Below are 12,458 nucleotides of genomic sequence, written 5' to 3'. Positions count from 1 at the left end.
AAAATAGACGTACTTCGAAAAAGGTGACCACCGACACAAGCGAGCGCTCGGAATTCTATTATTATGATGCCAATGGGGACTTGGTCAGCATTTCGCAAAAATCCGGCATCGATCCGGTGGAAAATCTGATGAATTTCTACAGAGACGCAAACGGACAGTTGTTAAGCTTTGAATACAAAGGCAAGATTTATGACTATGTCTACAATCAGCGTGGAGACATCGTCGCGATCACCAATGAGCTTGCGGAAATAATCGCCCGCTACACATACGACGAGTGGGGGAATCTATTAAAAATTGATGCGCCAACTCCACTCGGGGCAGAAGTCGCGAACGCCAATCCATTCCGCTATGTCGGAAAATTTGGCGTACAATATGACAACAACACGAAGCTATACTTCATGGGCTGGCGTGATTACGATGCGAAAATCGGACGGTTTCTTGTCGCCGATGAATACGAAGGAGAAGACACGAACCCGATTTCCTTCAATCGCTATTTGTATGCGGAATCTGATCCAGTGAACAACATCGACCCAGACGGCCATGCACCAAAATGGTTGAAAAAGATTACAAAGGGTGTGAAAAAAGCCGCAAAGGCTACCTACAACTTTGCAATTGGGGATGACATCAAAACCCTGAAGAGCAAAAAAACCAAATGGTACCAAAAGGCCGGAGCAGCTATCAGTATCGCTTCCAACTTTATACCAGGCAGTGGGGTTGTATCCAAGGCAGCCAAAGCTGCCATTAAAGGAACATCGAAAGCCATTAAGGCAGCAAAAGCAAGCAAAGCCGTTACCCAAGCAACAAAAGTGGTAAAAGCAACAGCTAAAAAAGTCTCATCGGTCGTTAACATCAAACCAAAGACCGTGCCGGCACCATCGATAAAAAGTGCACCACCGATCCAATCGTCAGCACCAGCGAAGGTAAGTGTGAGTACGCCAAAGGCAAAATCGAAAGTTGCAAGTTCGGGTCAACCAGTTCGAGGAAATACTTCAACTCGTATTGAGGAAAATGCCTCTAAGGGTACGGAAAAAATACAGACAGGTGGAAAATCTGATATCTTTGATATGGACCAATATTTAAAAAATATTGATAAAGCAGAAGGTATGTATGATGAGTTTAGGAAGTCAACAACTGATGTAACTTCAATAGCTAAAAATACTGGAATGAAGGAGAGTCGAATACAAAGAATAAAGGATCATTTATTTATTAAAGAGCATATTAAAGATCATGGTGTTGGTCGATTTGATGCAGATTATGATATAGCCCAGGCTTGGAAACGACTTCAAATAGGAACACATAATCAAAATGATATTTATTTACTTAACCATGAGCTATTTGAATCAAGATTTGAGGGCATATTTAAGACGAATTATAGAACTGCACATGATAAGACTATAGAATCTGGTCGACTATGGAATCCATAAAGGAGGGGAACTTTATTGGCTTCATTTGTTTTATTACTTAAAGAATTCGAAAATGAAGAGAGAGTAATCTACAGATTTGGACCAAATGAAGATGTCATGGGAAAAATAGAATTAAATAAAGTAACAAGGAAGTTTACGGAATTAGAGCCTATACCTGATGAAAGCACCTCATCAAAATTCTATTTTGATAGGGCAGCACAAAGATTAACTGTATGTTTTATTAGACAGAGTGGATTATTTCCAGACAGAACAACATTTGAATCGTAAAATTTAGATAACCTTGAAAGGCTCATGCCTTTCAAGGTTTCTTTTTGGTAATATTAGATTACAACATAAGGGTACGGGAAAATCTTTATTACCGGGAGAAGGAAATGTTGGAACCTATGAAGAATTACTTGATGCAGGTTCACGGGGGGATAATATAACACCTCATCATATGCCTTCACAAAAATATATGGAAACAAATGCGGGGGTCCATAAAAATGACGGAGTAAGTATGATATTCAAAAATAAATGAAAGGAGTTTCATATTGGATATTAATAGTTTAACTCAAACATTAATAGATAACCGCTCTCTTAAAAACCAACAAGAAATTTCAGCGTTTGAAAATGCTATATCAATTATCTTTAATTTGAAAGATTTGGATCATATAGGAAATTTATGTTTGGGGTTTGATGATACAACTGAACATGATGAGGTGATGTTTGGTTTAATACATGCAATTGAATCCTACGATAAAGTATTTGGTTCAGAGGAATCTTTAAAAAAGCTGTCGGAATCACTGCATTATATGTTACCCAATGCAAAAGAATGGGCTAAAACCCTTCATAAAAGAATACTAAATCATGAACCTTCGTGCAAAATATACGCGAAAGTAATTTCTCAGGGTGACGTTAATATTAAGAAAATTGCTTTGCAACTTGTAACTGAAATTAAGGAGCGAAATCCTAAAATGTTCGAAGCCTCTGTAGATGAATTTGTATCATATGTAAGTAAATAGAAACTATTTTTTGAACCTTGATTGGTTTTTAGTCATTCAAGTTTTTTTTATAAAATAATAGAATTTACGGTTAAATAGACCTACTTTTAATTAAGACCCGTATAAGGGAAGCAGACGAAAGAATTTGTTTGCAGTGACATATAAATAGAAGGACCAATATTGTTACTCGAATTATATTTGCACACGAGAATGACGAAACAACAATAATTTGTTTGAGAATCGAGAGCACATGAAGGTAGTACCATCATGGCGTTTGGGGTAGAGGAAGATAGTATAGTTAAATAAAGAAAGGAAAACTAGCATATGGAGAAAATGATTAGATTGGAAGAAGTTTTATTAAATCCAAATGATTATTCATGGGCAGATTCTTTATTTCTTCCAGAAAACAAAAATTGGAATATTAAAAGTCCAGCTGCTGTATTGAATCTGGATGATTTAGAAGAAGGGGAAGAAGCTCCACAGTTCGCTCTAGATAATAATTTAATTTTTGTACTAAATATACAAGAAGTACAAGATATAGTAGAAAATGCAAATCAACAACGAGAAGAATGTTCAGTTAATGATTTGTTTGATGCTTTCATATTCTATTATCGGAACGATGCTTTCATTTCATATTGACAAATTACAAAAACCTTAATAATGCCTATCAAGGTTTTTATTTATTTACATATTCATTTATTAGAAGATCATAACTGCTGCTTGCTAGTAACACAGCAGGTGTTACCAATGATAATGAGATTACAGGTATTTTAAGTAATTAATTTTAATAGGCACAATTTTATAGGATTTAGCATTCAAAAAAGTTAAATTGAACGTTTGGGTTAAAGGGCTACTTGCACCAATACCGAGAAACATCCATACTGGCTAGTCGCTAAAGGCTGGGTCGAAACGAAAGACCTAGAAAAAGACGACCAGGTTGTGCTTGCAAGCGGTAAGAAAGCTACAGTCCGAAGCGTAACAAAAGAGAAAGTTAGAGACACCTGTTAAGGTCTATAACTTTGAGGTCGCCGACTGACATACTTACTTTGTGGCGGATTTAGGGGTATTGGTGCATAATGATTGTGCTATTAAGGAATTCGATGTAAGACCGTATGGTGAATTTAAAAAGTATCCTGGAGATAATTTATCTGGGCACGAACTTCTTCAAAATGCATGGCTAGATGCAAATGGATATGGACCTAGAGGAAGCGAATATTCTAAACTTAATCCTTCAATAGCATTAAAAGAGAATCCGATGCATAAATTTATTAGTTCTCAACAAAGAAAGTAAAAAATGAATACAAAAAACTTAGAAGGAGTATCTTGGCGAAGAAATGTACTAGATAACATTGAAATAATGAAACAAGCTGAAGTTCCAAGAGAAAAAATTTTAGAACTTGCAAAAGCTGCAAGAGAGTTCGGAAAGAATTTACCAAAATAATTAAAATTAAGTGGTGATCTTACATGACTATACTAAATGATTTTCAGTTTCCAGAAATATTTTTAGAAATGAATGAACAAGGATGGTTAGATTCGAGGAATTTTATTAATTTTAAAAATTTTGAATCACAAAAGTATTTATGGTTATATGATATGGAATGGCTAACATGTGAAAAAATACTACATTATCAATACGAAGAATATGAATCCAGATCAATAGTACCGTTTGCTATAACTGGAGGAGGGGATAAATGGGCTTGGTATCTAGAATTTAAACAAAAATTACCTGTAGTGTATTGCCCACATGACGATGATGAAGGATTATTCTATGCTGAAAATATCGAAGCCGCAATATTTAGACAGATACTTGAATTTGTCTCACAAAACAATTTTTTTCATGAAGTTGGACAATCTTGGGAAATGAGTATCTTTGATGCAAAAAGACATTTAAAAAACTGGAGAACAAGATTTAAAAAGTGGTTTAAAAAGGAATGGAATGATGAACTTGATAAACTAATTACTTTGGATTTAAAATACTATTCTCATAATTCTGGTGGATACTATGTATTAATTACTCCTGAAGAAGCAAAAGAAAAAATAGAGCGGTATCTCAATTTTAATTTACTTAACAAATCGTTTATTTGGACAAATCAAGATTAAAGTAGTAAGATAGCTTCTTTTTGATCTTAAGCCCAGCAGAACATTAATTTTGTTTGCTGGGTTTTTTGTGAAGTTAGCATCGTATCCTTAAAACAATCTAAGTTCTTTATACACCGAAAGGTGGCACAATGAATATTGATGGCAGATGACTAAATATTCGAACTGTTGATGAGTTAAATTATTAAACTTCGATGAGCTTATACCACTCGGTCCAGAAGTCGCCAATGCCAATCCATTCCGCTATGTCGGAAAATTCGGCGTACAATATGACAACAACACGAAGCTATACTTCATGGGCTGGCGTGATTACGATGCGAAAATCGGACGGTTCCTTGTCGCCGATGAATACGAAGGAGAAGACACAAACCCGATTTCTTTCAACCGCTATTTGTATGCGGAATCTGATCCAGTGAACAACATCGACCCAGACGGCCATGCACCAAAATGGTTGAAAAAGATTACAAAAGGTGTGAAAAAAGCCGCAAAGGCTACCTACAACTTTGCGATTGGCGATGACATCAAGACTCTGAAAAGCAAAAACACGAAATGGTACCAAAAGCCAATTGCTGCCCTCAGCATTGGGTCGAACTTCATCCCAGGCGGTGGTGTCCTCGCCAAAGCGGCAAAGGCTGTGGTAAAAGGAACGGCCAAAGCGATAAAAGCAACTAAAGCCGTCACCCAAGCAACAAAAGTGGTAAAAGAAACAGCTAAAAAAGTCTCATCGGTCGTTAACATCAAACCAAAGACCGTGCCGGCACCATCGATAAAAAGTGCACCACCGATCCAATCGTCAGCACCAGCGAAGGTAAGTGTGAGTACGCCAAAGGCAAAATCGAAAGTTGCAAGTTCGGGTCAACCAGTTCGAGGAAATACTTCAACTCGTATTGAGGAAAATGCCTCTAAGGGTACGGTTAATGGTAGACTTAATACTTATGGTGATGCTCTTCGTAAGAATCTAGGTTCAGCCTCTAATTCGCATGCTGACGAGTATAATGATATTTTAAGGCATGCGGAGGAAGTGGGAGTTCAAGTTGATTTTCGTAGAGGTACACTTGCTTATGAACCATCGTTCGGAAATCCTGGAAGATTGATTCTTGATCCCGAGGCTTCAATTGGGGCAGTCCGACATGAATACAGACATATGCTGGACGATTTTGATTTAGGTCATCCAGGAATGAGAGTGATTGCAGATAGTGATTTATTTTGGCGTCTTGAATACAGAGGATATATGGAAGAGTTAAAATTAGCAAGGGAAAATCGTGATTATGATGCGGGCAGATTTATCTTACAAGAAATGAGAGCTAGAAGAAAAGAAATACTGGGGAGGTAAAATATGAATAACGTGCAACAGATAATTAACAGCATAAAGAATAATGATATTTCCAAAGATGAATTAATTTTTTTCTTAGATAATACAAATATTCTAATTAAAGCAAATGCTATTTTTCAAATTGTTCGTATGCAAATGCATGATGAAATTTTTATCGAAAAATTAGTTAATCTAGCAAGGCTAATGGAGGAAGAACCGAAAGTAATAGGATTATATAATAATGCCCATTTCGCTTTAGCAGCATTAAGTTGGTTAGGAACTGAAAACTCTATTAAGACATTCACAGAACTTTTTGAAAAATTAGAGCCTGAGAAGCAAAGTGTTTTGCGAAAACTTATTGAGGAGAAACCTTATTTATATTTGTAAACAAACTAACCTTGATTGGCTTTATGCCTTTCAAGGTTTTTTTACTTTAAGATATTTATGGTTAAAAGCAATATGACTTTTGAATCAAAAACTTATGATGGTTAACATACATACTAGAATGGGTACTGTGAATTTTTGGTATAACGACCACACTTACTACTCAATTTACATTTACATACGAGAATGACAAAGTTTGTACTGTTAAAGTAGGAAGGATGAAGGTTTATTTGGATGGAAAAAAATAAAGGAATTATGTGTAAGGGGATATAAACGATTTTTATGAAATTCAGAACTCATGAAGGTAGTACCTTCATGGAGTTTGGTTTTAATGCTCGGATAGGGTGATAAGTACATAAATAGGCGAGATGACATTTTACATGACAGGGGTAGTTATGACATGGAATGGCTAAAAAACTAATGAGAATGAAAAAGCTCGTGGCGATAAACAATAGCTAACGTAAAAAGGTGTTCTTACTCTACGTTGGCTATTAAATTTTAAGTTGTATTTTTACAAGAGACGGTCGTATAATACTCGCTATTCGTTAAAAACGTTACGAAAATTACAATTTATGTAACGGGAGGTTGAAAAGGTGAAAGTTGTCGGATATATACGAGGATCGACTCCAGGGCAAGCTAGAGATGCAAAAAGGCAAATATCCCGCCTGAATCTAGTTCATTATTTTTCACATGCCATAGAAAGGGGTTAAAAAACATTGAGCAGTGATAGAGAAGTACAACTAATATTGCCAATACTCGGATCCAATCTAAATCACATTGTCTATATTTCATACATTACCTCTGTAATGTAATTCAAGAAATGCTTTAATTCCTTGATTCATTTTTATTAAATACTCTTCAGAGGGAAAATGCCCCATATCGAAAGCTTCATAGTTTGTAAGGTTAGGAATGATCTCAAAGGCTGCTTGCTGAATTCTCTCCTCTGGAAAAAAGATATCCTTACGACCAGCGATAACCATTGTTGGCGCTGTGTAGTTTGTTAATTCCTTTTTTTCAGTGAGCTTCGGCATTTCTTGTTCAAGTTTTACATAATGAAAGATGTTCCCGATGATCTCTTTATCTATTTCTTTCATACTATGATCTGACATGATATTGGCTATTTTATTCATCTGTTCGCTTGAGCCATTGAGTTTAAACAACATTAACGGAACTAGAATTTTTCTAATCATCTCTAATTTAGACCCGAGCTGAATTCCGGCAGGAGATACTAAAACGGAACAAGCTATCTTTTCCGGCATAAAAGCAGCTAACCTTAGAATTATTCCTGCACCATAGGAAGGACCTACGAATGCTGATTTATCAATATCGAAGTGCGCCATTAATTCTGATATCCAGTATGCAAAACTCTCGTCACGAGCGGAAATGCGATTTTCGTCACTAAATCCGGGATGACCAATCGTGTCAGGGGCAAAAACCCTGTAATTTTGTAGTAATGGTAAGAACCACGATAATGTCATTGGATTGATACAATTTCCGCCTTGAAAAATAAAGATGGGCCGTCCATCCTTTGGTCCTGACACTAAAACATGAGTCCTCCCGAATGACGTTTCTACAAAAACTCTTTCCAAATTAACTTCAAGTTTCGCTAAATATAGTTCATAGAAATCAAGAATAGTCTGTTTTCCTTTTTCATTTTTATAGATTGTGTGTATACTCATTTAACACCTCTACCATGTTAGATTATTCCAATTACACCTATTATCAATGGGGTGCAGGCTTTATGACAATAATGTGAAACGGTTCACAATAAAATGTTGAAATGTGACGTACTTCACAAATTTATCAAGCGCTTAGGATTACAATTTAACTATAAAGAAAACCTTATTAAACGTAAAAAGGAAGATAATAACCATATAGGAGCGACCCAAATATGAAAAAATTAGTGATGATTGGGAACGGAATGGCTGGAGTTAGAACGATTGAAGAAATCCTCAAACTGTCTCCAGAACAATTTGAAATTACGATATTTGGACAAGAACCATACCCTAACTACAATCGGATTAAGTTATCGAATATTCTTCAGGGCGATACAAATTTTGATGAAATTATTATCAACCCATTGGATTGGTATAAAGAAAATAACATTCAATTATTTACAGGCGAAACCGTTGTAAAAATTGATGTTGAGGAAAAACATGTCATCAGCGACCAAGGCCGTACAGTCGAGTATGATGAGTTAATTATTGCGACCGGTTCAAACTCGTTCATCCTGCCAATTCCAGGTGCAGCTAAAATCGGTGTAACAGGATTCCGTGATATCAAAGATTGTGAAATGATGATCAATTCGGCGGATCAGTATAAAAAGGCAGTGGTAATCGGCGGCGGGCTCCTTGGCCTCGAGGCAGCAAGAGGACTTTTAAACCTAGGCATGAAAGTTGATGTTGTCCACCTAATGCCACATCTAATGGAACGTCAGCTCGACCCGATTGCGTCGTCCCTACTTAGAGTAGAACTTGAAGCCCAGGGCATGAACTTCTTAATGGAAAAAGAAACAGTCGAAATCCTTGGAGACGAACGCGTCACAGGCCTGCGCTTTAAAGATGGCTCCGAAATCGAAGCTGATCTTTTGGTGATGGCTATTGGGATTAAACCGAATATAGCAGTTGCGAAAAGCAGCGGCATTTACGTCAATCGCGGCATTGTTGTTAATGATTTTATGGAAACGAGTGTGCCGCATGTTTACGCAGTAGGGGAATGTGCCGAACACAGAGAAATTGTTTATGGGTTGGTTGCTCCATTATATGAACAAGGAAAAGTGCTTGCAGAACGGATTTGCGGAATTGAAGCGCAACCGTATGAAGGATCTGTTACCGGAACGCAGTTAAAGGTGGCAGGTGTCGACCTTTTCTCTGCAGGAGAAATTTTTGAAGATGGTTCAACCAAATCGATTATGATTTTCAACGAATATGATGGCATCTATAAACGGGTGTTAACAAGGAATAACTTGATTGTCGGGATCGTGCTTTATGGCGATACAAAGGATAGTACAAAGCTATTCAGAATGTTGATGAAAAAAGAAGATATTAGCGGAGTTCCTATTTTTCAAACAGAATGTGGAACTGGGGCTAGCGATGATATTGCCTCAATACCAAATGATGAACTAATATGCGGCTGTAATGGAGTTACAAAAGGCGCAATTGTTGAAGCAATTAAAACACAAGGATTAACAACACTTGATCAGGTCAGCCATTGCACAAATGCCGGACGTTCTTGCGGACGCTGTAAGCCAATGGTCAGCAGCATTCTTGCACATACACTTGGTGACCAATTCGATGCCGCCGCGGCGCAAAAAACAAGCATTTGCGGCTGTACCACTATAAGTCGTGAGGAATTGGTGGCAGAAATCAAGGCGAAGGGCTTAACAAGTGTAAAAGAGGTTATGAACGTACTGGAGTGGAACAATGAGGAAGGCTGTACGAAATGCCGTCCGGCCATCAACTATTACCTGGGTATGATTCACATGGATGAATATAAGGATGACCGTGATTCTCGCCTTGTAAATGAAAAAATGCATGCTAACATTCAAAAGGATGGCACGTATTCCGTCGTTCCAAGAATGTATGGCGGAGTAACAACAGCGGCTGATTTGAAAAAAATTGCTGAAGTGGCGGAAAAGTACAATGTGCCATTAGTTAAATTAACTGGCGGACAGCGGATTGGCTTGTTCGGCGTGAAAAAAGAAGACTTGCCAGGCATGTGGGAAGACCTTGAAATGCCATCCGGTTACGCTTACGGAAAAACACTTCGTACCGTTAAGACATGTGTTGGCGCACAATTCTGCCGCTACGGAACACAGGATTCAATGTCACTCGGTATTGAGCTTGAGAAGAAATTTGAACGTCTTGATACACCGCATAAAGTAAAAATGGGCGTATCGGCCTGCCCAAGAAACTGTTCTGAAGCAGGGATTAAAGATATTGGTTTCGTTGGCATTGATGGCGGATGGGAGATATATGTCGCTGGAAACGGCGGTGTTGACCTTCGCCCCGGCGACCTATTATGCACAGTGAAAACGCAGGAAGAGGTCATGGAAATGACCGGTGCTTACTTGCAATACTACCGGGAAACAGCAAATTACTTGGAGCGGACCTCTAAATGGGTGGAACGTGTAGGTTTAGATCATGTGAAAGAAGTCTTGGCAGATGAGGATACCCGCAAAGCCTTGAACGGGCGAATGGATCAAACATTGAAAAAGTACATCGAGCCTTGGAATGAAGCGATTCAAAGTGAAGAAATTCAAGATAAATATTACACCAAACACACCATCACGGTTGGGAGTGAGTCCAAATGATTGAAACGATCACCCGCATTCCAGTAGCAAACTATTCGAATTTAAAGGAAAGAGCCGGCTACTCTATTAAAATTGCTGACAAGGAAATAGCACTTTTTAAACAATCAAATGGTAAGGTTTATGCACTAGAAAACCGAAGTCCGCATCCGAAAGGCGGCGTCCTCTCTGAAGGGCTAGTCAGCGGCTTATACGTTTACTGCCCTCTCTATGATTGGAAAATCTCATTAGCAGACGGGAAGGTTCAGGCCCCAGATCAGGGTCAAGTACAGACTTTTCAAGTGGAAATAAAAGACGATATCGTTTTTATTGTATTATAAGGGCTAATTTTCTTGGAAAATGAAATTTAAACCGAACCTAAGGTTAAGAATGTTTTATAGCGGATCAGATCGTTTTTATTAGCGAAAAATTATACTTTATCAACGGATCTAATAGATTTATCAGCGAATCTGAAAAAAGCAACCATCTGAATAAGCGTGACTACAGGGAAGGAAGGCTGCAGGATGAAAACAGGAAAAGTATTTTTAGTAGGAGCAGGGCCAGGGGACATTGGGTTAATCACCGTTAAAGGAATGGATGCTATTAAGCAAGCCGAAGTCATCTTATATGATAGACTAGCCAATCCAAAGCTATTGGAGTTTGCAGCGGGCGATTGCGAGTTGATTTATTGTGGCAAATTGCCTGACCGTCATATTTTGCGTCAGGAGAGCATCAACGAACTTTTGGTGGAAAAGGCGTTAGCAGGTAAATTAGTTGTCCGCCTAAAAGGCGGCGACCCCGGCGTCTTCGGCCGTGTTGGTGAAGAAGCGGCAGCCCTTGCTCAATACCAAATTCCTTTTGAAATCGTTCCTGGCATTTCATCGGGGATTGCAGCCCCCCTTTATGCCGGAATTCCTGTGACTCATCGTGAGCATGCGGAATCCTTTGCTGTCGTCACCGCCCATGACAAATCCCAGGACGGCAAACCGCTGCTCGACTGGGAAGGCCTCGCCCGCGGTGTGGATACGATTGCTTTTTACATGGGAGTTGGAAATTTACCGTTTATCTGTGAAAATCTCATTAAACATGGCAAGCGACCTTCCACCCCGGTGATTTTGATCCAATGGGGTACATTTGGCCGTCAAAAAACATTGCAAGGGACGCTAGCTGATATTTCTGAGAAGGTCTTGGCGGCTAAGTTCAGCAATCCTGCAATTATTCTCGTAGGGGAAGTTATTTCGCTTCGGGAAAAAATCAGCTGGTTTGAGAAAAAGCCATTGTATGGCCGGCAAATCCTGCTTGCTCGTACAGGTGTGAGCGAGAGTCGCTTGGCGCAGGAATTGATTAATCATGGCGCTGATGTCATCGAGTTTCCGAAATGGAAAAAGATCACCCTGCCTGTTGATCTAACAAAAGTACAATCCTATGACAGCATTTTATTTACTTCACCTGAAAGTGTAGAGGAATTTTTTTCAGCCGTGTTTGAAAAGGGAGTCGATATTCGAAAAATCCGTGCCGACTTTTTCGGAGCCTCCATTAAATCGGTGAAGGCATTAAATGAACGCGGGTTTATCGCGAAGCTTGCTGAGGAGATGCCGGAGTCAGGAGACTTACTTATTGTCGGTGATGATAGCATTTTGAAAAAGAACGATGAAAATGCTGACCTTTTAGTTACTAGCAAGAAAGAGCTTGATCATCAGTTCTTACCTATTTTTAAAAGAATGCTAGAAGAAGCTAACGTGAATACCATGGTATTCCCTAGCAGTGCCTCTGTTGAGCCGTTTGTGGAAGGATTAAAGGAATGTGGTATTCATGCCCAGGAGCTATTGAAGGAATTGCAGATTATCAGTATGGGAAAACAAACAATGGCTGCGGTGGAAGGTGCTGGGCTTCCGGTACATGGAATGCCTGGAAAAGCAACGAAGGAAGCCTTGGTTGAATATTTGGCGGGGCAGCCTGTAGAGGAAGTGTAA

Annotated in this window: 13 protein-coding genes; 12 read left to right on the top strand and 1 reads right to left on the bottom strand. The window is 38.7% G+C overall.

What is annotated here, in order from left to right:
• Positions 1 to 23 precede the first annotated feature (23 nt).
• The 9 genes from V7150_RS09910 to V7150_RS09870 all read left to right on the top strand — a co-directional run bounded on the left by V7150_RS09910 (position 24) and on the right by V7150_RS09870 (position 6,200).
• On the top strand, positions 24 to 1,424 hold the full coding sequence (locus V7150_RS09910; RefSeq protein ID WP_335516992.1) for an RHS repeat domain-containing protein: 1,401 nt from the start codon (positions 24 to 26) through the stop codon (positions 1,422 to 1,424).
• 15 nt (positions 1,425 to 1,439) lie between these two features.
• Positions 1,440 to 1,691, top strand: coding sequence for a hypothetical protein (locus V7150_RS09905; protein ID WP_335516989.1), 252 nt, complete (start codon positions 1,440 to 1,442; stop codon positions 1,689 to 1,691).
• A gap of 263 nt (positions 1,692 to 1,954) precedes the next feature.
• Entirely contained in the window at positions 1,955 to 2,425 is a 471-nt protein-coding gene (locus V7150_RS09900) for an Imm30 family immunity protein (protein WP_335516986.1), read from the top strand.
• A gap of 303 nt (positions 2,426 to 2,728) precedes the next feature.
• Positions 2,729 to 3,043: a DUF7716 domain-containing protein gene (locus tag V7150_RS09895; RefSeq protein ID WP_335516983.1), complete on the top strand. Its 315-nt coding sequence runs from the start codon at positions 2,729 to 2,731 to the stop codon at positions 3,041 to 3,043.
• A gap of 427 nt (positions 3,044 to 3,470) precedes the next feature.
• Entirely contained in the window at positions 3,471 to 3,695 is a 225-nt protein-coding gene (locus tag V7150_RS09890; RefSeq protein WP_335516980.1) for a hypothetical protein, read from the top strand.
• Positions 3,696 to 3,698: 3 nt separating this feature from the next.
• Positions 3,699 to 3,845, top strand: a complete 147-nt coding sequence (locus tag V7150_RS09885; RefSeq protein WP_335516977.1) for a hypothetical protein — start codon at positions 3,699 to 3,701, stop codon at positions 3,843 to 3,845.
• Positions 3,846 to 3,868: 23 nt separating this feature from the next.
• Positions 3,869 to 4,504 (top strand): hypothetical protein, encoded by a 636-nt coding sequence (locus tag V7150_RS09880; RefSeq protein ID WP_335516974.1) that lies wholly within the window; start codon positions 3,869 to 3,871, stop codon positions 4,502 to 4,504.
• Positions 4,505 to 4,703: 199 nt separating this feature from the next.
• Positions 4,704 to 5,834: an RHS repeat-associated core domain-containing protein gene (locus V7150_RS09875; protein WP_335517077.1), complete on the top strand. Its 1,131-nt coding sequence runs from the start codon at positions 4,704 to 4,706 to the stop codon at positions 5,832 to 5,834.
• Between the two features lie 3 nt (positions 5,835 to 5,837).
• On the top strand, positions 5,838 to 6,200 hold the full coding sequence (locus tag V7150_RS09870; RefSeq protein ID WP_335516971.1) for a hypothetical protein: 363 nt from the start codon (positions 5,838 to 5,840) through the stop codon (positions 6,198 to 6,200).
• Positions 6,201 to 6,985: 785 nt separating this feature from the next.
• On the opposite strand, the gene V7150_RS09865 is transcribed toward V7150_RS09870, so the two are convergent.
• On the bottom strand, positions 6,986 to 7,876 hold the full coding sequence (locus V7150_RS09865; protein ID WP_335516967.1) for an alpha/beta fold hydrolase: 891 nt from the start codon (positions 7,874 to 7,876) through the stop codon (positions 6,986 to 6,988).
• A 212-nt stretch (positions 7,877 to 8,088) separates the two neighbouring features.
• Here V7150_RS09865 and nirB point away from each other — a divergent pair, with 212 nt between their 5' ends.
• From nirB to cobA, 3 genes are all read left to right on the top strand, one after another.
• Positions 8,089 to 10,509 carry a nitrite reductase large subunit NirB gene (nirB, locus tag V7150_RS09860; protein WP_335516964.1) on the top strand — a complete coding sequence of 807 codons (2,421 nt, stop codon included), beginning with the start codon at positions 8,089 to 8,091 and terminating at the stop codon, positions 10,507 to 10,509.
• The gene (nirD, locus tag V7150_RS09855; RefSeq protein ID WP_335516961.1) at positions 10,506 to 10,826 is read left to right on the top strand and encodes a nitrite reductase small subunit NirD; all 321 of its coding nucleotides are present in this window, start codon (positions 10,506 to 10,508) and stop codon (positions 10,824 to 10,826) included. Before nirB ends, nirD begins: the two co-directional genes overlap by 4 nt.
• A gap of 183 nt (positions 10,827 to 11,009) precedes the next feature.
• Positions 11,010 to 12,458 carry a uroporphyrinogen-III C-methyltransferase gene (gene cobA, locus V7150_RS09850; protein WP_335516958.1) on the top strand — a complete coding sequence of 483 codons (1,449 nt, stop codon included), beginning with the start codon at positions 11,010 to 11,012 and terminating at the stop codon, positions 12,456 to 12,458.

Source organism: Neobacillus drentensis, assembly GCF_036965245.1.
Classification (GTDB): Bacteria; Bacillota; Bacilli; order Bacillales; family Cytobacillaceae; genus Neobacillus; species Neobacillus drentensis_G.
The sequence above is the reverse complement of the archived record's forward strand: the minus strand, read 5'-3'. Positions and strand labels throughout refer to the sequence as shown.

Bases quoted from the DNA above. Each gene is read 5' to 3' on its own strand.
- V7150_RS09895 (WP_335516983.1), top strand. From the start codon at position 2,729: ATGGAGAAAATGATTAGATTGGAAGAAGTTTTATTAAATCCAAATGAT.
- V7150_RS09885 (WP_335516977.1), top strand. From the start codon at position 3,699: ATGAATACAAAAAACTTAGAAGGAGTATCTTGGCGAAGAAATGTACTA.
- V7150_RS09880 (WP_335516974.1), top strand. From the start codon at position 3,869: ATGACTATACTAAATGATTTTCAGTTTCCAGAAATATTTTTAGAAATG.
- V7150_RS09870 (WP_335516971.1), top strand. From the start codon at position 5,838: ATGAATAACGTGCAACAGATAATTAACAGCATAAAGAATAATGATATT.
- V7150_RS09865 (WP_335516967.1), bottom strand. From the start codon at position 7,876: ATGAGTATACACACAATCTATAAAAATGAAAAAGGAAAACAGACTATT.
- nirB (WP_335516964.1), top strand. From the start codon at position 8,089: ATGAAAAAATTAGTGATGATTGGGAACGGAATGGCTGGAGTTAGAACG.
- nirD (WP_335516961.1), top strand. From the start codon at position 10,506: ATGATTGAAACGATCACCCGCATTCCAGTAGCAAACTATTCGAATTTA.
- cobA (WP_335516958.1), top strand. From the start codon at position 11,010: ATGAAAACAGGAAAAGTATTTTTAGTAGGAGCAGGGCCAGGGGACATT.